At 43.0% G+C, this 23534-nt stretch carries 23 protein-coding genes; 14 read left to right on the top strand and 9 right to left on the bottom strand.

Annotation, left to right across the window (positions count from 1 at the left end; genetic code table 11):
- The first annotated feature begins 66 nt into the window (after positions 1-66).
- Complete coding sequence (locus tag J8L84_RS12160; protein WP_211070933.1) at positions 67-972, top strand: LysR family transcriptional regulator; 906 nt, start codon at positions 67-69, stop codon at positions 970-972.
- 124 nt (positions 973-1096) lie between these two features.
- On the opposite strand, the gene J8L84_RS12155 is transcribed toward J8L84_RS12160, so the two are convergent.
- Entirely contained in the window at positions 1097-2113 is a 1017-nt protein-coding gene (locus tag J8L84_RS12155) for a 2-hydroxyacid dehydrogenase (protein WP_211070932.1), read from the bottom strand.
- Between the two features lie 35 nt (positions 2114-2148).
- Positions 2149-2631 carry a glutathione peroxidase gene (locus J8L84_RS12150; RefSeq protein WP_211070931.1) on the bottom strand — a complete coding sequence of 161 codons (483 nt, stop codon included), beginning with the start codon at positions 2629-2631 and terminating at the stop codon, positions 2149-2151.
- A gap of 96 nt (positions 2632-2727) precedes the next feature.
- Here J8L84_RS12150 and J8L84_RS12145 point away from each other — a divergent pair, with 96 nt between their 5' ends.
- Positions 2728-3639, top strand: a complete 912-nt coding sequence (locus J8L84_RS12145; RefSeq protein ID WP_211070930.1) for an NAD(P)-dependent oxidoreductase — start codon at positions 2728-2730, stop codon at positions 3637-3639.
- An 81-nt stretch (positions 3640-3720) separates the two neighbouring features.
- Here J8L84_RS12145 and J8L84_RS12140 read toward each other — a convergent pair whose 3' ends face one another.
- Positions 3721-5364, bottom strand: a complete 1644-nt coding sequence (locus tag J8L84_RS12140) for a response regulator (protein WP_282100440.1) — start codon at positions 5362-5364, stop codon at positions 3721-3723.
- Positions 5365-5677: 313 nt separating this feature from the next.
- Between J8L84_RS12140 and J8L84_RS12135 the strand changes: the two genes are divergently transcribed.
- From J8L84_RS12135 to J8L84_RS12120, 4 genes are all read left to right on the top strand, one after another.
- Positions 5678-6832 carry an acyl-CoA dehydrogenase family protein gene (locus J8L84_RS12135; RefSeq protein ID WP_211070929.1) on the top strand — a complete coding sequence of 385 codons (1155 nt, stop codon included), beginning with the start codon at positions 5678-5680 and terminating at the stop codon, positions 6830-6832.
- 47 nt (positions 6833-6879) lie between these two features.
- Complete coding sequence (locus tag J8L84_RS12130; protein WP_211070928.1) at positions 6880-8010, top strand: enoyl-CoA hydratase/isomerase family protein; 1131 nt, start codon at positions 6880-6882, stop codon at positions 8008-8010.
- 148 nt (positions 8011-8158) lie between these two features.
- The gene (locus tag J8L84_RS12125) at positions 8159-9022 is read left to right on the top strand and encodes a putative RNA methyltransferase (RefSeq protein ID WP_211070927.1); all 864 of its coding nucleotides are present in this window, start codon (positions 8159-8161) and stop codon (positions 9020-9022) included.
- Positions 9023-9046: 24 nt separating this feature from the next.
- The gene (locus J8L84_RS12120; protein ID WP_211070926.1) at positions 9047-9604 is read left to right on the top strand and encodes an HAD family hydrolase; all 558 of its coding nucleotides are present in this window, start codon (positions 9047-9049) and stop codon (positions 9602-9604) included.
- Positions 9605-9800: 196 nt separating this feature from the next.
- Here J8L84_RS12120 and J8L84_RS12115 read toward each other — a convergent pair whose 3' ends face one another.
- Both J8L84_RS12115 and J8L84_RS12110 read right to left on the bottom strand, forming a co-directional pair.
- The gene (locus J8L84_RS12115; protein WP_211070925.1) at positions 9801-11318 is read right to left on the bottom strand and encodes a DUF3413 domain-containing protein; all 1518 of its coding nucleotides are present in this window, start codon (positions 11316-11318) and stop codon (positions 9801-9803) included.
- Positions 11319-11330: 12 nt separating this feature from the next.
- Positions 11331-11546: a DUF1414 domain-containing protein gene (locus J8L84_RS12110; RefSeq protein ID WP_211070924.1), complete on the bottom strand. Its 216-nt coding sequence runs from the start codon at positions 11544-11546 to the stop codon at positions 11331-11333.
- Positions 11547-11706: 160 nt separating this feature from the next.
- Here J8L84_RS12110 and yejK point away from each other — a divergent pair, with 160 nt between their 5' ends.
- The 3 genes from yejK to J8L84_RS12095 all read left to right on the top strand — a co-directional run bounded on the left by yejK (position 11707) and on the right by J8L84_RS12095 (position 14752).
- Positions 11707-12771, top strand: a complete 1065-nt coding sequence (gene yejK, locus J8L84_RS12105; protein WP_211070923.1) for a nucleoid-associated protein YejK — start codon at positions 11707-11709, stop codon at positions 12769-12771.
- Positions 12772-12836: 65 nt separating this feature from the next.
- On the top strand, positions 12837-13712 hold the full coding sequence (locus tag J8L84_RS12100; RefSeq protein WP_211070922.1) for a 6-carboxytetrahydropterin synthase: 876 nt from the start codon (positions 12837-12839) through the stop codon (positions 13710-13712).
- 152 nt (positions 13713-13864) lie between these two features.
- On the top strand, positions 13865-14752 hold the full coding sequence (locus J8L84_RS12095; protein WP_211070921.1) for a M23 family metallopeptidase: 888 nt from the start codon (positions 13865-13867) through the stop codon (positions 14750-14752).
- 208 nt (positions 14753-14960) lie between these two features.
- On the opposite strand, the gene J8L84_RS12090 is transcribed toward J8L84_RS12095, so the two are convergent.
- On the bottom strand, positions 14961-16745 hold the full coding sequence (locus J8L84_RS12090; RefSeq protein ID WP_211070920.1) for a PDZ domain-containing protein: 1785 nt from the start codon (positions 16743-16745) through the stop codon (positions 14961-14963).
- A gap of 130 nt (positions 16746-16875) precedes the next feature.
- Between J8L84_RS12090 and J8L84_RS12085 the strand changes: the two genes are divergently transcribed.
- The 4 genes from J8L84_RS12085 to J8L84_RS12070 all read left to right on the top strand — a co-directional run bounded on the left by J8L84_RS12085 (position 16876) and on the right by J8L84_RS12070 (position 20101).
- The gene (locus J8L84_RS12085) at positions 16876-17559 is read left to right on the top strand and encodes a PilZ domain-containing protein (protein ID WP_211070919.1); all 684 of its coding nucleotides are present in this window, start codon (positions 16876-16878) and stop codon (positions 17557-17559) included.
- 57 nt (positions 17560-17616) lie between these two features.
- Positions 17617-18078 (top strand): Mpo1-like protein, encoded by a 462-nt coding sequence (locus J8L84_RS12080; protein WP_211070918.1) that lies wholly within the window; start codon positions 17617-17619, stop codon positions 18076-18078.
- Positions 18079-18197: 119 nt separating this feature from the next.
- Entirely contained in the window at positions 18198-19277 is a 1080-nt protein-coding gene (locus tag J8L84_RS12075) for a histidine kinase (protein WP_211071093.1), read from the top strand.
- The gene (locus J8L84_RS12070) at positions 19274-20101 is read left to right on the top strand and encodes a LytTR family DNA-binding domain-containing protein (RefSeq protein WP_013784030.1); all 828 of its coding nucleotides are present in this window, start codon (positions 19274-19276) and stop codon (positions 20099-20101) included. The genes J8L84_RS12075 and J8L84_RS12070 overlap by 4 nt, the downstream gene beginning before the upstream one ends.
- Before the next feature lie 146 nt (positions 20102-20247).
- Here the strand turns inward: J8L84_RS12070 and J8L84_RS12065 are convergent, their stop codons facing one another.
- Positions 20248-21243: an ATP-dependent 6-phosphofructokinase gene (locus J8L84_RS12065; RefSeq protein ID WP_211070917.1), complete on the bottom strand. Its 996-nt coding sequence runs from the start codon at positions 21241-21243 to the stop codon at positions 20248-20250.
- On the opposite strand from J8L84_RS12065, the gene J8L84_RS12060 reads away from it, so the two are divergent.
- Positions 21242-21430: a hypothetical protein gene (locus J8L84_RS12060; RefSeq protein WP_211070916.1), complete on the top strand. Its 189-nt coding sequence runs from the start codon at positions 21242-21244 to the stop codon at positions 21428-21430. The two genes, J8L84_RS12065 and J8L84_RS12060, sit on opposite strands and share 2 nt — an antisense overlap.
- On the opposite strand, the gene J8L84_RS12055 is transcribed toward J8L84_RS12060, so the two are convergent.
- Together J8L84_RS12055 and J8L84_RS12050 are read right to left on the bottom strand one after the other, a co-directional pair.
- Positions 21427-21756, bottom strand: a complete 330-nt coding sequence (locus J8L84_RS12055) for a hypothetical protein (protein WP_211070915.1) — start codon at positions 21754-21756, stop codon at positions 21427-21429. The genes J8L84_RS12060 and J8L84_RS12055 overlap by 4 nt on opposite strands.
- On the bottom strand, positions 21756-23399 hold the full coding sequence (locus tag J8L84_RS12050) for a response regulator (protein WP_211070914.1): 1644 nt from the start codon (positions 23397-23399) through the stop codon (positions 21756-21758). The genes J8L84_RS12055 and J8L84_RS12050 overlap by 1 nt, the downstream gene beginning before the upstream one ends.
- Positions 23400-23534 lie beyond the last annotated feature (135 nt).

Raw genomic sequence — 23534 nt, 5'->3', positions numbered from 1 at the left:
AGTGTGAAAAATACTCACAGAGGAATATCATATGTGCCATAAAGTCTAAGGTTAGGGTTTGAATAGATGGCGAAAAACGAATTTAATCGTTCTGCAGAGCTAGAGGTCTTCTTAAAAGTGGTTGAGTTTGGAAACTTTTCAGCAGCAGCCCGTTTTTTTGACAATACTCCATCTTCGGTTAGTAAAACTATTTCAAAGTTAGAACAGCGCTTAGGTGCAAGATTGTTTAACCGTTCTACCAGGAAACTCACACTAACGAGTGAGGGTTGTGTCTTTTATGAACATGGATTGGAAATTATAGCCGCGTTAAATGAGGCCGAAAGTATAGTTGGGAGACAAACCAAGCCGTCAGGAAATATCAGAGTTAACAGCAACATTCCGTTTGGTAAGAAGTATGTTCTACCCCTGATCCCAGATTTTTTGGCAGCTTATCCAGAAATTAGTATTCATCTTGAATTAACAGACAAGGTAATCAATGTTTTGGAAGAAAGTGCAGATATTGCTATCAGAACGGGAAACCTGTCAGATTCTAACCTTATTTCAAAGAAACTTGGTACCGCTAGGATGATGGTCGTCACTACACCAACTTACTTGAAAATCAATGGTAATCCGCAATCACCCGATGATCTAAAAACTCATAATTTACTCGACTTTACATTCTCCCGGGTTACCCGCGAATGGCCTTTTATAGTCGATGGTAAAGAGAGAATGATAGCGCCTCAAGGAAATATTAAAGTGAGCGATGGTGATACTTTGCGCCACCTTGTGTTGTCAGGTTTGGGTATAGCCAGGTTGGCATATTTTCAGGTCGAAGATGATTTGGAAAATGGAAGACTCGTTTCTGTTCTGGAAGACTACACGCCAAGCTCCACTGAAGATGTATATGCTGTTTATGTTGGTCAAGGAGGGATCCTACCAAATAGAATTAGCGCCTTTATTGATTTTTTATATTCACGCGTAAAAATAAAGTAATGAATTTATATACTCTTTTGGCTGTGAGCAGACTGTCAGAACTCGTTAAGTCTTACCATGGGTGGTGCTTGGTAAAGTTAAAATCAATCTATTGGTAATCTGTTGGTAATCACGCTAATGCAGGTTAGTTTATTTGCTTAACCATATTGTTATTAACGTTTAGACTGGCGTCACCTGCAAAGAAGCGTAAGTTATCGAGAGTAATAGCGGCAATTTCACTTAAGGCTTCTTTAGTGAAAAAGCCTTGATGGCCGGTTACCAATACATTTGGAAACGTTAGCAAGCGCTGAAATACGTCGTCTTGAATAATGTCTTGGGAATGATCACTGAAAAACAGTTCTGATTCTCGCTCATAAACATCCAAGCCTACATACCCTAAATGCCCATTTTTTAGCGCATTGATTACCGACTTATCATCAATGAGTCCGCCTCGTGATGTGTTGATCAGCATCGCGCCTTTGGGCATTAATGCAATACTCGATTCATTGATAAGGTGATAGCTTTGCTCGGTAAGCGGGCAGTGAAGGGTAACAATGTGGCTTTGGCTAAAAAGTGATTCGAGAGACGTGTAAACAACGCCTTCTTGTTCGAGTTGCTGATTAGGGTAGGGGTCATAACATAATACATTGCAACCAAAGCCTTTCAATATTCGAATCACCGATTGGCCAATGCGTCCTGTACCTATCACGCCTACGGTTTTATCGTGTAGCGTAAAACCCAATAAACCGCTTAATTCAAAGTTACCTTCTTTTACCCTGTTATACGCTTTGTGTGTTTTGCGATTTAGCGTAAGAATTAGCGCTAGGGTGTGTTCCGCTACTGTTTCAGGGCTATAGGCAGGTACTCTAGACACACTGATATTCAACTCATTGGCGGTGGCGATGTCTACATTGTTGAAGCCAGCGCAGCGTAGGGCAATATGTTTAACGCCAGCTTCATGCAGGATATACAAGGTTTTCGCGTTAAGTTCATCATTAACAAAAACACAAACCGCATCGAAACCTTGGCACAATAGCGCGGTTTCAGCGGTGAGTTGATGGGGGAAATAAGTAAAAGAAATAGGGGGGCTTTCTACACGCTCAATGGCTGCCCTAAAGACAGTTTCTTCATATGGTTTGGCACTAAAAAAAGCGACTTTCATTGCATTGCACTCCCTATTCATTAGACGATAATAATTTAGGCTTTTAGTAATCCATCAATATCACTACTTATTTCACTCGGCTTCGTAGTTGGTGCGTAACGCTTAACAACGTTTCCGTTTGTATCGACAAGAAACTTAGTGAAATTCCACTTTATGCGTTTAGAGCCAAGCAAACCAGGTGCTTCAGATTTTAATTCAACGTAAAGAGGATGCGTCTGGGTACCGTTAACGTCAGTTTTTTTAAATAGTGGAAAAGAAACACCAAAGTTCATAGCACAAAATTGAGCGATATCGTCATCTGACCCCGGCTCTTGGTGGCCAAATTGGTCGCAAGGGAACGCCAATATTTCGAAGCCTTTCGCGCTATAATCTTTATAGAGTTTTTCTAAACCTTCATATTGATTAGTAAAGCCACATTTACTGGCAGTATTGACAATAAGTAAGACTTTGCCTTTAAAGTCTGACATAGCAATAGCTTCGCCGTTATTTTTAACCACTTGGTGACTATATATGCTCATAGCGCTTCTCTTTATTTTAGTTATTGATTTGTTTTAGTTATCAAAAAGTTTGTTACACTTCGCTTCAGTATAATCAGTTATGAAGAGAGTTACACTATGTCAAATGATACAACTACAACGTCTTCATCTGAAGGTTCACTTATCGATAATGCTTCGATTAAGGTCAGTTTTCTAGGGCTTGGCGTAATGGGCTACCCCATGGCTGGGCATCTAGCAAAATCAGGTTTCGATGTTACTGTTTATAATCGCACAAAAGCGAAAGCTGATAAGTGGGTAAAAGAGTTTGACGGCAGCTTGGCGCTATCCCCTGCAGAAGCTGCGAAAGATGCTGATATAGTGTTGATGTGCGTAGGTAACGACAATGATGTTAAAGATGTTGCTAGCCAAGCGCTAGGTACAATGGCTCCGGGTACCTTGCTGATAGATCACACGACCGCGTCGGCAGAAGTCGCGCGTGAAATGTTTTCACTATGCCAGCAGCAGTCTATCGCATTTTTAGATGCGCCAGTGTCAGGTGGCCAAGCCGGTGCTGAAAATGGTTTACTCACCGTTATGGTGGGAGGCGAACAAAAAGCGTTTGCTCGCGCTGAAGCTGTATTTTCTGCTTATGCTAGACACAGTCAATTATTAGGTGAAAGTGGTAGTGGTCAGTTAGCAAAAATGATGAACCAAATTTGCATTGCTGGCATTGTTCAAGGGCTAGCAGAGGCACTTCATTTTGGGCAAAAAGCAGGGTTAGACTGTAATGCGGTGATAGATGTCATCAGTAAGGGCGCTGCGCAATCCTGGCAAATGGAAAATCGTGCAGCTACTATGCTCGACAATCATTATGACTATGGGTTTGCGGTTGATTGGATGCGAAAAGATTTATCTATCGCCCTTGATGAAGCGCGTCGAAATGGGTCTACATTAGCGCTAACGGCCTTGGTCGACCAATATTATGGCGACGTTCAAAAAATGGGTGGCCATCGTTGGGATACATCCAGCCTGCTAATGCGTTTGAAATAACGCATCACTAGTATGAACTCATCCAGTTAACTCTTACCTAGTTAATTTGCCTGACTGGTAACCCAAGCTTACATCTAACCGCTAGTGGCGCTTGTTGTCTTCGTTGATAGCAGGAGCCATTAGCTTTTCAGCGTTCGCTTGTGCTGCTAAATTTAATTGGGTGAGCCTATGATGGTTACTATCTGAAAGTGCCATATCAGCAACAACTCTAAGCAATTTGCGAATGCCGTATTTGCGATAAACAGCGGTGTCTGACTCAATCATGCACTGCAATAAATTAAGCCCGAATGCGGCGGTTTCTGGCGATAAATTCAATGCATCGTAAAAATGTTTCATCGCTGGTAAGTATTGTTTATCCATAAACAACTTTGTACCTGTTTCATTTAGCATGACGGCTTGGTCATGATTCAGGCCTAAACGCTCACCACCATTAAAAATGAGATCGTCGTTAGCGACTTGCTCAGAAATAATCTGTAGCTCCGAATTCTTCTGTTTTGCAAGGGCAAGTAATTGGCTCGCTTTCCCTTCCTCGCCCAATCCATGATGCACTTTGGCGGCAATAACTAGCATCGAGGGCTCGGTACGTAAGTAATCATCCATGTAGTCACTTTCAAGTAAGTGAGCGGCTTTTTGATCTTCGCCTTCTAAAATGGCTGAAAAGGCCAGTAGATAGTCTCTTTTTTGTAAAACTTGGCGATCGCTTTGACTACGACCCGCCAGGCCAACTAATTTACGCGCTTGGCTTAAGCTTTCTTCACGATTAGTACTAGGCGCTTCTTCTGCAAGTAGTAAATAAAATTCCGCCAATTCAAAGGTGAAATCATTAAATCTGTCTTTGGCACTTCGATGCATAGCGCGCTTTTTTTGAAGCAGATCTATGGCTTCTACCACTTTATCCTGTTTTTGATACGCGATAGATTTTAACCTAGCAGCGGGTAAGCTAAGTTCACTGAATTTAATCTGACTTAAATAGGTCTCTACTTGCTCATACGACTTTTGCTCAAAAGACAAAGAGGCTAGCCATTCAAACGCGCTGTCTCGAGCAAGGCTTGAAGTTACCATGTCACTGAGTTCGTCTTGGCAATCGGGCCAAAGCCCCGCCGCATACTGGCACTTAATTTTGCCCCATTGTGCCCAAAGCACTTTATCTGAACGAGTGAGTACATCGTCATACACTCGCATCGCATGCAAAATATCGTCGTTCTCAAATAAGAGTTTGGCGTAAAGTTTACCCACGTCGGAAGCGAGCCTTGGCGGCACGCCTTCACGCAACTTCTTGCGCAATAGCGTAATAGCAGCAGGGCGTTGTTTGTTATCCATTTCCCGCAACACGGGGTCAATATACTGGCGGTAGCTCAAATAGTGCTTAATTTGACGAGATAATGACGCAATGGTGTAAGGCTTTATAAGCAATGCATCTGGTTGCAAATCCATTATTCGCCCGATCGTTTGAGGAGAACGATCGGAGGTAAGAAATATAAGTCCCGTTCCAGGGCGAATAAAACCTGATTCTTTTAAGCTCTGTACCCACTCCACACCCGTTCTTCCTTGGCCTAGGTGGTAATCCATTATAATGAGTTCGAAATGCTGCTTACGTAGCGCAGATTTGAGCTCTACACCTGAACCAAAACTGCTAACGTTTAATTTTGCTATGGGCAAAAGGTGACCTCGCAACGTGGTGCGCGCAGTTGCGTTATCTTCAACGATAGCAATCCGATAATCCAAAAGGTGTCAGTATAGTAGTGTTTTAATAAACATAGCTTATCAGCGCTGAGTGTAAAGTGCATTAGTCGTAAGTTTAACTTTCTAACTGTATGTCTTTATTTATTATTTTGAGGCTAAAGGGGTTAGAAATTTGGGTAAAATACCTTCATATTTGTCACATTTATTTTACATTAACTTTATTTATTTTTGATGTTTACGTTTACGTGAAGGTAAGTTGTTAGATACTGTATTTACGACTGACAACGCTATGGTTGCGTTTCACTTGAAACCAATATGACAAATTACCAATTTATAACCCAGAAGGGCAAGTAACATGAATTTCGACCTTTCAGATGATCAACTCGCCTTTGAAGAAACTGCTCGCCAATTTGCGATGCAGGAGTTTGCACCCCATGCAGCACAATGGGACAGAGACCATCACTTTCCCATAGAGGCCATTAAAAAAGCGGGTGAACTAGGTTTTTGCGGTTTGTATACACCTGAATCAGAAGGCGGATTGGGGTTATCGCGCCTCGATGCATCTATCATTTTCGAGCAGCTTTCTATGGGATGTACCACCACCACGGCCATGCTGACAATTCATAACATGGCCACGTGGATGATTGCGACTTGGGGCCAAGAAGCCGTTAAAAAGCAATGGTGTGACGTACTTGTATCAGGTGAAAAACTGGCGTCTTATTGCCTAACTGAGCCCGGTGCAGGCTCAGATGCTGCTTCATTAAAAACCAAAGCTACGCCAGTAGACAATGGCTATGTGCTTAACGGCGCAAAAGTGTTTATTTCTGGCGCAGGCAGTACCGACGTGCTCGTGGTAATGGCGCGTACCGGAGGAGATGGCCCAAAAGGGATCAGTGCCTTTGCCGTTCCAGCTGATGCTGATGGTATTATTTATGGCAAAGCAGAAGAAAAAATGGGCTGGAATGCCCAGCCAACCAGAATGATCACTTTCGACAATGTAAAAATTGATGCGTCGTGTCGCCTAGGTGATGAAGGGCAAGGCTTTAAAATGGCCATGCAAGGGTTAGACGGTGGGCGAATTAATATAGCTACGTGCTCCATAGGAACAGCGCAACAAGCGCTCAATGTGGCCAGGCAGTATCTCACTGAACGTGAGCAGTTTGGAAAACCCATAGCTACCTTTCAAGCGTTGCAATTCAAACTCGCGGATATGGCAACCGAATTAGTCGCAGCCCGTCAAATGGTGAGAATGGCGACCAGTAAGCTTGATAGCAAACATGCCGATAGCAGCACATATTGCGCAATGGCCAAACGGTTTGCGACAGATGTGGGTTTTAAGGTATGTAACGACGCGTTACAGTTACATGGTGGATACGGTTATATCAAAGAATATCCGCTAGAACGTCACGTAAGAGATGTACGAGTACATCAAATACTAGAAGGCACGAACGAAATTATGCGAGTCATCATCGGTAGGCGCTTGCTAAGCGATGAAAGCAGCGTTCTGTGATAACAGGCGCGGTGGCAAAGAATAGGTGATGTAACAAGGAGTAAAAAGTGGAACACACAGAATCAGTAGTGATTGTTGAAGAAATCACAACAAACTCAGGGCATATTATTGGCGTGCTTACCCTTAATAAGCCTAAAGCCCTAAATGCGTTAGATTTAGAAATGGCGAGTTTGTTATTAGACGCACTACAAGCATGGGAAAATAGAAACGACCTTGTTTGCGTAGTGTTGAAAGCCGCAGGTGAAAAAGCATTTTGTGCCGGTGGCGATATTGTATCTATGTACAACGCCATGCTTGAATCGAATGGCGAAATCCCTGACTTTCTCGCTTCTTTTTTCCGTACCGAGTATACCCTTGATTATACCATTCACCATTATGCTAAACCCATTATTGTGTGGGGGTCTGGCATCGTCATGGGCGGTGGAATGGGGTTAATTTGTGGTGCAAGCCATCGCGTTGTTACCGAAACGTCCCGCCTTGCGATGCCTGAAATAACCATCGGATTGTACCCTGATGTAGGTGGCAGCTATTTTCTGCCACGCTTGCCAGGTAAAACCGGGCTTTTCTTGGGACTTACCGGTGTGCAAATGAATGGGGCTGACGCGTGTTATGTAGAATTAGCTGACGTATTAGTAGCGTCAGATCAACAACCGGCGATGTTTGATGCGCTGCAAAGCTTCTCATGGAAACTTGATGATGAATCTGAGTCCCTTAACGAGCAAGTCACCGCTATATTAGACGGCCTAAACGCACCAGAAAGTAAGCTAGCGGAAAATGTAGAATCTCACCGAGCGGTTATTGAGAAATGGTGTGAACCAGACAACGTCACCGATGTGGTTAATAACCTATTATCAGCGGATGTAAGCGAAGATAAATGGTTAAGTCGGGCGCAATCTACACTGGCTAAAGGGTCGCCTATAACCGCGCACTTAGTGTTTGAAGAGTGCAAACGTGGCGCTGAGTTGTCTTTGGCTGATTGCTTTCGTATGGAAGCGATTATGTCTTGTCGCTGTGGTCAACACGGAGAGTTTCAGGAAGGTGTACGCGCACTACTAATAGAAAAAGACTTATCGCCAAATTGGAAATACAAGAAAGTGGAAGATGTGCCAGAAGAGGTTGTTGCCTCTTTCTTTGACTCACCATGGACCAATGAAGCCCACCCTTTGGCTGATTTGTAGCCAGGCTTCACCGTGTGAGAGTTCCTTCGTGTTAAAACACGTAAACACATTCACAACCTAGTATCAACGCTGAAGCAGTCACGACACCGGCGGCGAAGTTTGGTAAACTCGCCGCCAGTATTAGACAGTTTTACAGTGGACTCTTTTTATGTGGCAATGCCCACTTTGCCGAAGCCCAATCGATATGAGTGCCTCGGTCATTCAATGCAGCAATAATCATAGTTTTGACAAAGCGAAAGCAGGCTACGTTAATCTTCTTCCCGTACAATTTAAAAATTCCAAGTCACCTGGTGACGACAAAAGTATGGTTCGCGCCCGAAGAGAGTTCCACGATCTAAATGGTTATGGCCCCTTAAAGCAGCGCATGGCAGATATAGTGGCGCAGTATTACACCGATACCCGGAGTAGTGACAATGCTGATATCAATGCAAAGCCAGAACTTGCGATCTACGATGCAGGGTGTGGAGAAGGGAGTTACCTAAACGCCCTAGTAACAGGTTTAGAAGCCATTGGTATCCACACTAGCGGCAGCGGTAGTGATATCGCGAAAATTGCGGTGGAATTAGCAGCTAAGGCGTATAAATCGCAGCAGTTTGTTGTGGCCAGTAGCTTTGATTTGCCTATTGGGTCAAATACTCAAGATGTGGTTATTCAGGTTTTTGCCCCCGGAAGCAGTGAAGAGTATGCACGTGTGTTGAAAGCGGGTGGGCTTTTGCTTACCGTGGACCCTGCGCCCATGCACTTGTTCGAGTTAAAGTCATTGGTATATGACAACCCCGCAAAACATGCTGTAGACAAAGAAACGCGGGTGGGTTTCGAACAATCTATGGATGAAACAGTCAATTATCCCCTGCATTTCGACAACGATGAGCAAAAAATCGCGTTGATTAAAATGACGCCGTATTACTGGCGTTTACCACCGGACAGATTGGCAGAAATTGTTGAGAAGCTAAACCAAGTCACCGTTGATTTTCGTGTTCAAGCTTGGCTAAAAATGCCAGAGACCGCTTGAGTGCATTTGAAGAGAAAGCACAACATGGGTTCACACACTGTTAAAGCCTTATTTCTAGACCGTGATGGGATCATTAATGTCGATCATGGTTATGTGGGGCAATACGAAGATTTTGAATATGTTGACGGCATATTCCCGCTAATAAAGCGTTTTGAAAAAGCAGGCTATAAAATTATTATCGTTACTAATCAGTCGGGCATTGCACGCGGTTTATATTCCGAAGATGATTTTAACGCTTTGATGAGCGCTGTTCAGCAAGACTTTTACCAAGCCGGTATCGGCGAGGTTTCTGTCTATTTTTGCCCTCATCATCCAGAGCATGGCATTGGCGCGTACAAAAAACAGTGTGAGTGCCGAAAACCAAACCCAGGCATGCTACTTCAGGCCGCAGAAGAGCATGCTATATCACTACCTTTGAGCATCATGGTTGGTGACAGTTGGCGAGATATACAAGCAGGGCAAAAAGTAAGTTTATCCCACTGCTATTTTGTTTCCCGTAAAGCCCCGCCAGCTGGAGTAGAGCTAAGCAATGTCATTCAAGTCACATCTTTGAACGACATTCCTGTTCCCAGTAGCGTTTAACTCACATTTTCCTTCATGCTTTCCTTCACGCTGGCTAATGGCTAATGGCTGGGGCGCTAATTGAGACTAGTAAGCAGAATGAAGAGAAAGCAAAGCCGTACGTCAAAAACTTTTGCGTTGAGAGTGCGTTAAAAAGCATTTTGAACGGATACAAAAAAGGCGCCCAAGTTTGAAGTGAAGTGGCGCCTTTCACGTTTTAGTTTTGGTTAGAAAACCGAGACAAGTGTTTGATGGCTTGGCTCAATAAATCAACGTTAAGCGGTGCATTGCTGCGTTTGCCTGTAGCAACGTCAGTAATTTCGTAACTACCGTTACTTAACACATCAGTACGTTTTCCATTGTGGAACACCACAATACGCTCACCAGAGGTACTGACTAGCCATTTTCGGCTGGGGTTTAACAAGTTTTGACCCGTCGAGTAGAAGGTTGTAGGCGCCGCGCATCCAAGGGCATTCATAATTGTAGGCGCAAGATCTTCAGTGCTAGCGATATCAGCACTTAGCGACATGTTGCTGTAAAGCATACCTTGCGAGCTTTCGCTCCCGAAACCGGTAGCAATCATTACCTTGTTGGTTTGCAGCATGTTTTGCGTAACGTAGCCTTCAATCGCAGATGCAGGTAAAAATGCCAAGTGTAACCCATTGTGATTGTTTGAAAGAGGCTGGCGATAACTAGTAAACAAATCGTCAGGTAAACTTTCATCAAAATGAATAGAGACAGGCATTCCTAGTCCAACGGGTAAGGCGAGTAGCACAGGGCGCTTTTTACTTAATGAGTCTTGATAAATCTCTGGTACACCAAACAAGGTGGTGGTTATCAACCCTTGTAAACTACTGGCGGTAGAATGGTAGTTTTCTAACGCATCAAGCCCAAGTGTGTCGATACCAGCAATAGGGGCATCATCAATCTGCACTATCACTGTCATATTCTTACCGGAATCTATAGAGCAATATACAGGCTCCGCAGGATAGCTAATATTATGAATGTCGGTATTAAACTGCAGCTGTTTTCGCTCTTCATAGGCGGCTAAATCAAGTAAGCCATAACGCGACATGGTAGTTTTAGCCGTAGCTGGGTACGACAGCGGAAACATATTATCTTGCTTGATGATAGGCTGATAAAGTTCGGCATCGGCCCAAACATGCACCGCATGACTGGTAACAAAACACACCACAAAAAAGCTGGCTACTGGTACACCAATTTTATGCTGTGAAAAGCGCTCGACCCTTTTCCAAATAGCATTGGCAAGCACAAGTTGAAAGCCTAACCACACTAAAAACAGCATGAATAAATAAGCCCACTGTTGCCAATAGAATTCACTTATTTGCGTTTGTGCTTCAGTTTTAAGCAAATCGGCAGCGTGAAAGCTAATATGAAAACCGGTACGATTAAATAACAACGCATCGAATGCCAGCAAGGCAAGCCCAACCGCAGCAATGATAGACGCACTGGCTTTAATTGCCCTTGGATTGGTGGCTAAATAACACAGGGGCAAAATAAAAATTACAAACCCGAAAAAGGTCATAAAGCCAATGTGGCCCAACCAATTGGTGAGTAAATAGAGCGTCCCTACGCCCGTGCCTGGCATGGGTGAAGAAAAAACAAAAATTGATGCAATAACAATGGCTATTATTATGTTCGCTAGTGCGAACCAATGGCCCCAATTAACTAATTTCGTCACTCGCTGGCGGCGAGGAGATTCGGCTAAAATCATAAAAAAGCCTACTTAACCTTGAACACTCTTCTTGAGCACATTAGCAAACTGATCTGCCATGGCTTCGCGTTTGTCAGGACTAACCTGATTCTGTAAAATATGGGTAATCACATTACCTAGTACCATTAGCGATAAATCTCTCCCCGCATCGTTTTCTTCGAGGGTTAGAATGACTTTATTCATTAAGGTTTCAAATTCGGCATTGGTATAACGACTGTTCTGGGGCACTGTTACGCCTCTTTTTTCATGATTTCTTTGATAAAAAGAATGGTTTTACTCGTAAAATGATTATAATCGTTGTTTGAGTGATAACAATCATTCATTCTAAAATCCCGCAATTCCGTTAGTTTTTCTGACATTTTTTAAGCAACAGGACACCCTAATCGCTATGAGTGCACTGATTCATCACTTTGTTGTACACCGTTTAGTCGTTAATAACGAGGATAAAATTGGAGCTATCCCTCGTGACAATTGTTTGGCAGTAACGCCAGAAATTGAGCTTCTCGCACACCAGATTAACCACAGCTTTAATGCTAAGCCAGGTAAAGGGGTGGGTCACTTTGTTTCACAAAGCGATGAAGAAAACACTGATAACGTTGCAGAGTTTTCCGAAGGTCTAAAAAACTACCTAGCGCAGAAAAAAGCGGGCGGCGACAATTTAGAAGAAGAATTTCATAGCTTTTCGTTATCAGCCACTAAGCGATTAGTGAAAACGTTAATAGATACAGGCACAGTAGAAACAGGGTTTCTTATCTTTTGTCAGTATGAATTTTTGGCGACGCAATATTTGATGATTGCGTTGCTAAATACGCGCTCTCACGTTGAAGTGACCAATTCACTGGATTTGTCTGCTCGAGAGCATCTCGATTTGGCACGTATGCAACTGGCAGTTCGTATTGACCTAACCCAATGGGACATACAACCAGAACAGCAGCGCTATGTAAGCTTTATCAAAGGCCGTATGGGCCGTAAAGTGTCTGACTTCTTTATGCAGTTTGTTGGTTGTGAAGAACTGGTTGATGTTAAGCAGCAAAATAAGCAGTTAATTTCGTCGGTAGATGCTTATTTGGCCAGTGAATCGTTAGATCCTCAAGAGCAGCACCAGCACCGCGAAGAAGTGAAAACGTATTTTAAAGAAAAGATTGATGCTGGCGAAAGCTTATCGGTTGATGAGTTAGCGAACAGACTGCCTTCGAACGAAGAAACCAGTAGCAACTTTTCATCATTTACTCAGTCTATGGAAGTACCGCTGGAAAAAGAAATTCAGCCAGATCCCGCCGCACTAAAACAGTTAGCGAAATTTACGGGGCAAGGCGGCGGAGTATCGGTAAGTTTCGAGCGCAAGCTGATGGGCGATCGGGTATTTTACGACCCCGCCACCGATACGTTAACGATTCGCGGAATTCCACCCAATTTAAAAGATCAGCTTAATCGCCAATCTTCTATGGACTAATCACTGCGTTTAACACGTAAAAAACGTATACTAACAACAGAAAACGAACACGATACAAGGGTGTCATGCAACTATTTGTAAACGATTTGACAGTAATGGACTTTTCTTACCTTTGCCCCAAACGCGGCATGGTAGGTGAAAGCTGGATTGTCGATGTAATCCTAACCGGTGAACTTAACGAAGAAAGTATGGTTCAGGATTTTGGAATTGTTAAGAAAGATCTTAAACGACTGATTGACGAATATGTCGACCATAAATTACTTGTGCCTGCAGAATATGCGGGCGCAACGGTTATCCATGATGACGTAAATGAACAGGTTGAAGTGCGCTTTACCTGTGAAGATGCGCGAGAAATTATGCTTCGCTGCCCAGCAGAAGCCTATGCATTTTTGTATTCAGATGTGGTTACCATGGAATCGGTGAGCGTTTATTTAAAAGAGGTGCTTGCCACCCATTTACCCGAAAACGTTGATAACATTACATTGAAGCTGCGTACCGAGGTGATAGAGTCTCCGTTTTATCACTATACCCACGGGTTAAAAAAGCATGATGGAAATTGTCAGCGTATAGCGCATGGTCATCGTTCTCGTATTGATATTTACCTTGATGGTAAAATTAGCGAACAAGAACAAGCTTATTGGGCAAACCGTTGGGACGATATCTATATCGCCACTACGGAAGATGAAATCGCGTACGAAAATCGCAAAATAACCGGTTCAGTCGCTACTCCTAGCGATTATTTCTCGTTTGCTTACGAATCATCACAAGGCTATTTTGAGTTACTTATTCCTAAGGCCGATTGCGAGGTGATCACCACAGATTCAACGGTGGAATGTTTAGCTCAGTACTTGTTAGTTGAGCAAAAGAAACGCACTCCCAACAACCACTGCCAAGTAGTGGCGTATGAAGGTGTGGGTAAAGGCGCCATGGTATCTGACTAATTACCTCATTTTTGTTTAAATATGGTAGGCAAAATCGGGTAAAGACTATTGGCAAGCTTAGGATAAAAGAACAGTACAAGCGCGGCACAAGTACTTTATAAATTCGCTATCAATGCGAATCATGTGTGATGAAAGTACGAAAAGGAGTAGTAATGAGTTCTAGGGTTAAGGGGGGAGAGTCTATCCAATCTAGTGTGATTAACTCACTAAAAGTCGCAGCGCGTTCTGCTGGCATGTCAGCCTTACTATTGTTGGGTGGTAGTTTAACTGCCGCTAATGCGCAGCAAGACGGAATAACGTTAAATGGCACTCTAACTCAAGGGAGCTTGATAAGAGGTCAGGTTGCCCCTGATGCTGTCGTTACTCTTGATGGCGAAACATTGTCGCTAAATAGCGAAGGCAAATTCGTTTTTGGTTTTCCTCGCGATGCAGGCCTGTCTCACAAGCTTAAAGTCGAGCTTGCTGATGGCACTATTTCAGTACGAGAAATTACCCTTACTAAACGTGAATACGACATTCAACGTATAGACGGGCTTGATTCTAAAATGGTAACGCCGCCAAAAGCAGTGCTTGAAAGAATTAGGCAAGACAACGTTAATGTGTCGATTGCCAGAAGTAAAGTAACTGATGCCGACGCATTGTTTACACGCTTCGAGTGGCCAGCAAAAGGTCCAATAACTGGCGTTTACGGAAGTCAGCGTGTATTAAACGGTGTGCCTAAGTGGCCACATTTCGGCGTAGACGTGGGAGGCCCAACAGGCGCTCCCGTTACAGCTCCCGTTGAAGGCACAGTCACGTTAGCAGAAGATTTGTATTATTCAGGCAATACGTTAATTCTTGATCATGGAATGGGCGTCTTTTCTACCTTTCTTCACTTAGATTCAATTACAGTGAAAGTAGGCGATACGGTAGCGCAAGGCGAGCAGATTGGCACCATTGGCGCTACAGGTAGAGCAACGGGCCCGCACCTAGATTGGCGAATTAACTTGGGCAAAATGCGCCTCGACCCTCAGACGGTAGTGTCGGGAACGCCAGATTAGAGCGGGAACGCCAGAATAGAGCGGAAACGCCTAAATAGACCAACAACGTTCCTTGTCACCTTACAATAAAAAGGGCTACCCAGTGTGGTAGCCTTTTTTGTATTTACTGGTAACTCTTACTATGTGCGTATCTAAAAAAGTGCGAATCTGCAGATACACTAACCTGCAGAGACGTAATTCTACATAAGCAAAGATTAACCGAGGGTGATTAGTTAAGCCCCAACCATGCCGAAAACTTTCTCTCATCCACAATTGAAAAGTGGCACACATCTTCTCGTGCGTTTCTTATATCAAGATCGCCCGTTAGCAATCGGCCATCTCGAATAAGTGAAACGCTGACTTGTCCAGTATTGGTTGCGTCTAAAATCCGCTGTAACTTCGCTTGATTCACCACAAAACCATTTACAGCAATAATGATGTCGTTAACCATAATGCCTGCGTCGGCAGCGGCTAAACCTTCAAAAACTTGCGTAACCGTTAATCCTAATGGAGCTGGCTTACAGTTAGCTCCCAACTGTCGTTTCATGCCCTCGGCACTTGTTTTACCACCCTTATCATCAGCAGATACTTTGCTGCGTGTGATGAGTTCGACACCAATGTTCGACAGCCAATTCTCTAACGGCACGTCTTTAGTGCCGTAAACCACATCGGCAAGGTAGTCAGTAATATCAATATCAAAATCTTGCTTACACAACGTGGCAATAACGTCGTCAGGGGTGCCTTTTTCGTCGCGGCCGTACTGATCCCATAAATGACGCATTAGCGAATCTAAGTTGATTTCGTTATTCGACTTTTCACGTAGCAACAAATCTAGTCCAAAAGCGATAATGCCACCCTTGGTGTAGTAACTAACAATAGAGTTAGCAGCACTGGCATCTTGTTTATAGAACTTTGTCCATGCATCAAAGCTGCTTTCTGCTACAGATTGCTTAAACCTGCCCGCATTTTGCAGTAGTCGAGTTAAGTTCTGCGACACAATATCTAGATATTTTTGTGGGGAGATTGAGCCTGCACGAGCTAAGGTTACGTCATCATAAAAGCTGGTAAAGCCCTCATAAATCCAAAGTTGATTGGTATAGGTTTCTTTTTGTAAATCAGGCTTAACCATCACCTCGGGTTTAATACGCTTCACGTGCCATGTATGGAAAAGTTCGTGGCTACACAAACTTAAAAACGTAATGTAACCATCGGTTTTCGTATCGCTTTCGCCCAACATAGGTAGGTCGAAACGCGGAAAGAGCAGGGCGGTAGAATCGCGGTGCTCTAAACCACCAAAGCCAGTATCAGCCAACAACGTCATAAACAAATAACGTTTAATAGGCTGGGGATCGCCAAATAACTGCATGTGGTGCTTACAGATTGGGGTTAAGTCATTTGCAATACGCTCTATGTCGAGGTTATTTCTACCAGAGAATAACAACTCGAAGGTAACGCCTTCTACTTCAAAACTGTGAAAGTTACATACCCCAATATAAAGTGGATGGTCGATAAACTCAGCATAGTCTGCCACTTCATATTCCCAGCTATCTGGCATATCTTCGCTCATTGGCATACTGGTATAGGCACGCCAATTCGCTACAGCGGGTTTAATAATTTGCAATTTACATGGCTGTTGTTCAAAGCCTTCAACACTTAGAAATGCACTGGTACCGTTAATAAAGGCATACTCGTCATTAATAAACGCAGAACGCACTGATAAGTCGTTGGCATGCACTCGATAAGTAATAGTGACTGCCTCACCCTGGGTATCGGCCTGCCACGTTTGCTTATCTAATTTTGTGCAAGTAACCGGTTCGCCAGAAGCAGTATTGTTAGCCGTTAACGACACTATATTTTTGGCAAAGTCTCTCACCATGTAACTGCCAGGGATCCAAGACGGTAACGTGAGCGATAAGGTTTGTGATTCGTGAGAAGGCACGGTTAACGTTACATCAAACAAATGTTGTTGCCACGAGTAAATCGACAGTTGGTAGTGAAGTGAAGCGCTATTCATGGTGACCTTTATAAAAAAATTATTCGTATCTTAAAAATATGGCGACATCATGCCTGATAGAGAAGGTTTTGTCAGCCGACACAAAATTGGTTACATTTAGAGTAAGTATAATAAGAATGTTCTTAAATACATGTCAGATAATGCAGTAAGTAGTCAACTTAACCGACAAGACGTCGATAATTTGTGTGCCTTGCCACCGGGTGCAGTGGTAGATTTACAAATTACGACACCAACGGCGCCTAAGCGTGTGAAAACCGCTTATGTAGGAATGGAACTGGCGACCTGCATGATATTCCAGATACCCACTTCCGCAAAATGGATAGTTGTCAGAGACTTATTGACGGTGGGTAACGACGTAGTAGTACGCTTTGTACTTGAAGGCGATGCCGGGCAAGTTATAGCGTTTAGAGTAAAGGTTCTCAAATTATTGGCTAAACCCTCAGGGTTATTGATTACCAGCTTTCCGCGCCGCATTGAATCTATAGGCCTTCGTGCTAATAAGCGGGCTCAGCCTGGTATAGCGGTTAAAGTGTCGTGTGAAGCCTTCCCTGAATCTGAACATGTGACCGGTATTATTGTGGATATATCTAACGATGGCTGCCGTATAGCTCTGCCGCTTAAGCCTGAATGGCCCATCATGATTGATGAAACTAAAATTGCATTAGTTTATTCAACCGATGGTAAAGAAGCCACGTTGAATGCCACTGTTAAAAATCACCAGTTAGAATCAGATTTTGTTTATTATGGCTTGAAATTCGATAGCGATGACGATGCGGTAAACGCATTGTTGGCCGGCCATACGCTAATTAGTTAATACGATGTTCACAACAAAAAATTGAAGCAATTATTATAACAATAAGTGGAATTTGCTATGAGAACGATTGAAAAGCTATTACTGCAATACAACGAAAGCCACCAAAATAAAACCAACGTGCTTATTCACGCCATTGCGGTGCCCAGTATCTACTTTGTCACCTTAGGACTTATTTGGGCGATACCCGTGCCCGATTTCATTGCCGATTTCAATGTGACTTGGGCACACCTTCTTGCCATTCCTATTCTGTTTTATTATTTCAAATTGTCTGGGCCCATTGGTGCGGCCATGACACTGCTTACCATTGTTTGTTTCGGTGGTATTAATCTTATTGCCTACTATGGCCTTAATGTTTGGCTGTTCTGTCTATCGCTGTTTGTTGTGATGTGGATACTGCAATTTATCGGTCATAAAATTGAAGGTAAAAAGCCCTCATTTTTGGAAGATCTTCGGTTTTTACTTGTAGGCCCAGCGTGGTGGTGGATGCATTGGCTTAAGAGATTGAATATTAGTTATTAGTTGCAGTCACTAATCTTAACAACCCGTGCGACAAGTCGCATATGAAGTACGACCAAGATGCTCCGCAAGGGGCTTACCTTGCGTATAATCTATCAATCAATTCAACCACTGGTAAACATGTGAGCCGCTTTCAGCGCGTTATTGAAAGTAACGAAAGGTTATTTTGGACTTTGCACAGCGCAGGCTGGGCAGGTTTTGCCATCATTTATTATATTGGCTCGTTCCTTCACGATGTAAGGCCAATTTGGGTATTTATAATATTACTCAACGCTTATGCTGGCTGGTTGCTAACTATACCATTGCGTTACGTCTATCGCTGGGCAAGAAAACAGTCGCCGTTGAACATGCTAATGACAGTGATTGCGTCCTGTTATCTGATAGCGTTGCTGTGGGCTGTAGTTAAAAATATAAACTATTGGGAAATATACAAGCATGGCTATCGGCCTGATGCTTGGTACATGTATTTTACCAATACCATTAACTCACTTATCATGGTGGGCTGTTGGAGTGGCGTTTACTTCGGCATTAAGAACTTCCAGATGTTGCAAAAAGAAAAGCAAAATGCGCTTAAAGCCAGCACCATGGCGCATCAAGCGCATATTAAGATGCTGCGTTATCAGCTTAACCCTCACTTTTTGTTCAACACGCTAAACGCTATTTCTACCTTAGTGTTGCTAAAAGAAAACGATACCGCAGAAGCGATGGTCTCTCGCTTGAGCGACTTTTTACGCTATTCTTTGGATAACGACCCTATTAAACGGGTGCCTTTAGGCCAAGAAACAAAGGCCTTGCGGTTATATCTTGAGATTGAAAAAGTACGATTTGATGACAGGCTAGAAGTGGTCTGGAATATTGATGAAGAGTGTGAAAACGCACTTGTTCCTAGCATGATATTACAGCCTATTATTGAAAATGCTGTTAAGCACGCCATCTCTAAAATGGAGAATGGTGGTCAAATTGCCATAACAGCCCGCGCGTTTGGAAACGATTTACTAATGGATGTGGCTGATAATGGGCCCGGTGCCGACATTATAGATGGTCAGTTAAGCCGTGAAAATGGTGTTGGACTGGCGAATATTAAAGAGAGATTGCATTCACTGTATCAACGCAATTTCGCATTTTCTATTGAAGATAATCAGCCGTCGGGTGTACGAGTTCGAATTCGTATTCCCTATGAAGTAAAGGATGTATGCGCATGACAAAGCAAGTAATTAAAACCTTAGTGGTAGATGATGAGCCACTTGCACGCCGTGGACTTCGCGCTAGGTTAGAACGTCATGACGACATTCAGGTGCTTGCTGAGTGTCAAAATGGGCTTGAAGCGGTAAGTAGCATTTCACAACTTCGTCCTGACTTAGTGTTTCTTGATATACAAATGCCTGGGCTAAATGGCTTTCAGGTTATTCATAAGTTGCGTGAGCTCAATCAACCGATCCCCATGGTAGTGTTTGTTACCGCGTATGACAGTTATGCGATTAAAGCATTCGATGTGCATGCGTTAGACTACTTATTAAAGCCAGCAGACGACGAACGTCTTAAAGATGCTTTAGTGAAAGTACGAGAATACTTCGCCACACAGCATCAAGATGAACAGTCTAAACGCTTAGTGAATTTGGTAGCCGAATTGACTGGCGACGATTGCGAAGAAATCTTACGTAAGCTCGCCAATGGTGAACCGGTAGAAACCAATCCTTACCCCGATGTATTGGCCATTAAAGATGGTTCTGAAGTTACCAGAGTGAATGTGCAAGACATACAGTGGATAGATGCGGCAGGTGATTACATGTGTGTTCATGCATTAGATGGTATGCACATTATGCGTAAAACCATGAAGGAGCTTGAGCAAGAGCTTAACCCTCAGTGGTTTGTAAGAGTACATCGTTCCGCTATCGCCAATATTCGTTTCGTGAAAAAGTTAGTAAGCCACATTAGCGGTGAATATCACCTCATTTTGCAAAATGACACCGAACTAAAAGTAAGTCGTAGTCATAGAGACAAAGTAAAAGCCGCTATGAAAATGTAAGCTAATAGCTTGAGCACATTAGCCTTAAACTGATAATGCAAACAACCAATTTAATGAAAAATTAATCTAACTTGTTGATATAAAATATTAAGTTATGGTTATGCGTAACTTTTTCTTCGATGCTATATCAATTAATCAGTCGTATTTCAGTATCGCTCATTCATGATGGTGAGCATGGTTTCCATACTAGAAGGATTTAGTGGTTTGTCCTTCTCCCATGTTTGCGTAAGGGGAATTTCACTGGGCGTACCATTGAGTTCTCCAACCATAACACCGTTGATGTCACTGCCCACTAAATTCACAGCATAGGTGCCTAATTTAGTGGCAAGCAACCTGTCTTGACTCACCGGTGAACCACCACGCTGAACATGACCTAGCGTTACAGGACGAACTTCAGACTGAGTTTTCGAAACCAGTTTGTCGGCCAAATCATTAAGTCCACCAGGCCACACATTTTCAGCTACCACTATGATAAAACTAATGGCACCTTTGAGTTGTCTTCTCTTCTCAATTTGCCCAGTAATTTTATCGAGCTCTGCATCACATTGCTCAAAGGTTTCTGGCAAAATAACGTAATCAGCCGCCGAGGCGAGGGCTGAATTCAACGCAAGAAAACCGGCATGTCTGCCCATCACTTCTACAATGAAAATGCGCTCAAACGCGTCTGCAGTGTCTCTGACTTTATCGATTGATGAAACGACGGTATCGATAGCGGTGTAATAACCAATGGTGGCATCGGTGCCAGCGACATCATTGTCAATGGTGCCTGGAATACCAATAATTTGACCGTGCCAGAAATCTGCCAAATGATCAGCACCTCTAAAAGACCCATCACCGCCAATCACAATAAGGGTATCAATCTCTAGTTTTGTAAGGTTAGTGGCAGCGGTTCTTGCACCTTCGTCGGTTTTGAACGGTTCGCAACGGGCGCTGTGCAGTACGGTGCCTCCTTGCTGAATGAGGTTGTGTGTTGCTTGAGGCGCAAGTATTTCGTACTCTTGCTCAAGTAAGCCGTTATAACCATGCTGGTAACCAAACAGCGTAAATCCTTGTCTTTCACAGGCTATAACAATAGCTCGAATACAAGCATTCATTCCTGGCGCATCACCACCCGATGTTAGCACTGCAACGCGTTTCGACATGTTTATATCCTTTTCTTGTCTACTTGATAACGCCTCTTTAAAAGATGTTACTACGAACAAGGCGCTAGACCATACCGTAACATGGCAGCATCAAAACCACACCGCCAATAAAATCTTGTGTTGCCTAATAGTTGCTGGCTTTAAAGCACCGCATAACCCTTGGTATCAAAAACAACCCGCTACTTAATAATCTTTAGGGGGTAAACTTTCTTTGTTAACCGCCGCTTTGGCTTTTTTACCAATGGCTTGTTGCTCACCCTTACAAATAGTGTCGTAATCATCGCGATAATACCTGAAGTTTTCACATTCACTTTCATAACGTTTTTTCGCTGACATAGCTTGCTGAGGGTAGCGATTATCATTCATCACTTTTGACAAGCTTTTGCATACATGTAATTGACGATTTACTTCTACAATATCTTCACAAGGTGGTGTTTGGCTGCATCCATTAAGTGCTAAAACTGAAAGTAGGCTAGCAAGCGCACAGATTTTTTTAATTAGGGTTATTGTCATTATGTAATTCCCATAAAAGTGTCTAAGTCGTTACGTAGCGTAGAGTATTTCTCTTCGTGTTGCGCCTTTAGTGGCATGTCATCAATAAGTTTATAAAGTCGACGACATTCTTTAAATAAATCTGGATCTGGCTTTTGGTTTTTGCTTAATATCTGTAATAAGCACTGTAATAGGTTGAGGGCTACACCTGTATTTACCGGCGAAAAGCCTTGTGCAAGGGAAAAGGAGTCTTTTGCTTTTTCATACTGCCCTTGTTGGTAAAGCTGAATGCCTTCACGGTTGAACTGCTGATAGTTAGTAAGATTCTGCTGGGCTTTTACCGACTCAGAATGCAATAAAAATTCGCTGTTGGAATCGAATTCTAAACTCTGCTGTTTAATAATATCTTGTAATTGCAATGCATCTTCAAATTCCCCAAGGTCGTACATGACTTTAAGACTATCCGGGATAAATGCGATTGGCGGGGTGGTGTACTTTTCGTCTATGGCAGCTTGTGATTGTGCCAAATTCTTTTTGGCATCTAGCATTTTTCCATCAATAGCATTAACGCGGGCGTTAATGATGCTACCAAAAATACTGACATCAAAATCTTCGTCGATACGTAATATATTTTCATCAAACTTACCTCGTTGAAGGGCAAGCAAAGCTTCTTGTTGGTAGCGATTTCGTGTGCGTTTGTCATCGGTATATTCGGCTACATCAAGCAAGCTTCGAATAAATCCACACCAATGCAGGCTGTTCTGATGTACGGTTCTTTTCGATAAGTCCCAAATGGCCAAACTGGACGTAGAGGCTAAAATGTAATCCTTATGGTTTCGGGCTATGGAGCATGCACTAAAATGCCTAGGCAAAGAAAAGGGCGAAAGTTTTATGGCATGATTTATCGCAGAGATCGCGGCTTCGCCCTGATTCTTTGCATCATTGGCTTTCGCCAATACATCATGCGCCTCGGCATTAAACCTGTTGCGTTTAATAATATCCTCGGCAATACCAATGGCTTTATCGAATTTTTCTAAAGCTAGATAGGTTTTCGCCAATGCAACTTTGGCCCAAAGTATTGGCTTTCCATCTAAATAAGGCGCAAGCACATCCAGTGCTTTGTCGTACTGTTCTAGACGCAAATACAATTCAACTAAAAGCTGCTCACACGTGCCTTTATAAGGCGATGGGGTACTAATAAGATCTTCACACAAATCGATAGCATTGTTGATGTTTTCATTGGCCACCTCTTGTAATACTGCCCCTAAAAACTGTCGTTTTTGCCATGCGCGGGTAATACGGGTTTTAAGTTGTACCTGTGAAAAGGGCTTAATAAGATAATCATCAGGGCGCCGTTCAATAGAGCCGAGTACTACCGGGCGCGCACTATCAGCGCTAATTAATATAAACACGGTGGTGGGTTTAATTAAGCGCTTTATTCTCAGCTCTTCAATAAGCTCGAAACCGTTTTTTTTATCTACTCCTAAATGAAGATCGCAAACAACAATATCGAACTTTTGCTTCTTACAAAGGGACAGCGCCTTTTCCGCAGATGACTTGGTAACAACGTCGCTTGCGCCCATGGAATGCAATAATCCACGTAGCAGTAAGAGAAAAGGGCGTTGATCTTCAACAATAAGCACCTGCTTATTCGAAAAGTTCATTTTTCATCCAATGATAACCATGACACTTTAACTACTTGAGAGGTTCTATACATGATTGTTTAAAATAACGATAAGGGCAAGAATAAGCTTAAGAAAAACATTATCTTGCCGACACTATAGGTATGAATTTTAAAT

The organism is Alteromonas sp. MMG017, assembly GCF_018100795.1.
Classification (GTDB): domain Bacteria; phylum Pseudomonadota; class Gammaproteobacteria; order Enterobacterales; family Alteromonadaceae; genus Alteromonas.
The sequence above is the reverse complement of the archived record's forward strand: the minus strand, read 5'-3'. Positions and strand labels throughout refer to the sequence as shown.

Bases quoted from the DNA above. Each gene is read 5' to 3' on its own strand.
- J8L84_RS12160 (WP_211070933.1), top strand. From the start codon at position 67: ATGGCGAAAAACGAATTTAATCGTTCTGCAGAGCTAGAGGTCTTCTTA.
- J8L84_RS12155 (WP_211070932.1), bottom strand. From the start codon at position 2,113: ATGAAAGTCGCTTTTTTTAGTGCCAAACCATATGAAGAAACTGTCTTT.
- J8L84_RS12150 (WP_211070931.1), bottom strand. From the start codon at position 2,631: ATGAGCATATATAGTCACCAAGTGGTTAAAAATAACGGCGAAGCTATT.
- J8L84_RS12145 (WP_211070930.1), top strand. From the start codon at position 2,728: ATGTCAAATGATACAACTACAACGTCTTCATCTGAAGGTTCACTTATC.
- J8L84_RS12135 (WP_211070929.1), top strand. From the start codon at position 5,678: ATGAATTTCGACCTTTCAGATGATCAACTCGCCTTTGAAGAAACTGCT.
- J8L84_RS12125 (WP_211070927.1), top strand. From the start codon at position 8,159: ATGTGGCAATGCCCACTTTGCCGAAGCCCAATCGATATGAGTGCCTCG.
- J8L84_RS12120 (WP_211070926.1), top strand. From the start codon at position 9,047: ATGGGTTCACACACTGTTAAAGCCTTATTTCTAGACCGTGATGGGATC.
- J8L84_RS12115 (WP_211070925.1), bottom strand. From the start codon at position 11,318: ATGATTTTAGCCGAATCTCCTCGCCGCCAGCGAGTGACGAAATTAGTT.
- yejK (WP_211070923.1), top strand. From the start codon at position 11,707: ATGAGTGCACTGATTCATCACTTTGTTGTACACCGTTTAGTCGTTAAT.
- J8L84_RS12100 (WP_211070922.1), top strand. From the start codon at position 12,837: ATGCAACTATTTGTAAACGATTTGACAGTAATGGACTTTTCTTACCTT.
- J8L84_RS12095 (WP_211070921.1), top strand. From the start codon at position 13,865: ATGAGTTCTAGGGTTAAGGGGGGAGAGTCTATCCAATCTAGTGTGATT.
- J8L84_RS12090 (WP_211070920.1), bottom strand. From the start codon at position 16,745: ATGAATAGCGCTTCACTTCACTACCAACTGTCGATTTACTCGTGGCAA.
- J8L84_RS12085 (WP_211070919.1), top strand. From the start codon at position 16,876: ATGTCAGATAATGCAGTAAGTAGTCAACTTAACCGACAAGACGTCGAT.
- J8L84_RS12080 (WP_211070918.1), top strand. From the start codon at position 17,617: ATGAGAACGATTGAAAAGCTATTACTGCAATACAACGAAAGCCACCAA.
- J8L84_RS12070 (WP_013784030.1), top strand. From the start codon at position 19,274: ATGACAAAGCAAGTAATTAAAACCTTAGTGGTAGATGATGAGCCACTT.
- J8L84_RS12060 (WP_211070916.1), top strand. From the start codon at position 21,242: ATGTTTATATCCTTTTCTTGTCTACTTGATAACGCCTCTTTAAAAGAT.
- J8L84_RS12065 (WP_211070917.1), bottom strand. From the start codon at position 21,243: ATGTCGAAACGCGTTGCAGTGCTAACATCGGGTGGTGATGCGCCAGGA.
- J8L84_RS12055 (WP_211070915.1), bottom strand. From the start codon at position 21,756: ATGACAATAACCCTAATTAAAAAAATCTGTGCGCTTGCTAGCCTACTT.
- J8L84_RS12050 (WP_211070914.1), bottom strand. From the start codon at position 23,399: ATGAACTTTTCGAATAAGCAGGTGCTTATTGTTGAAGATCAACGCCCT.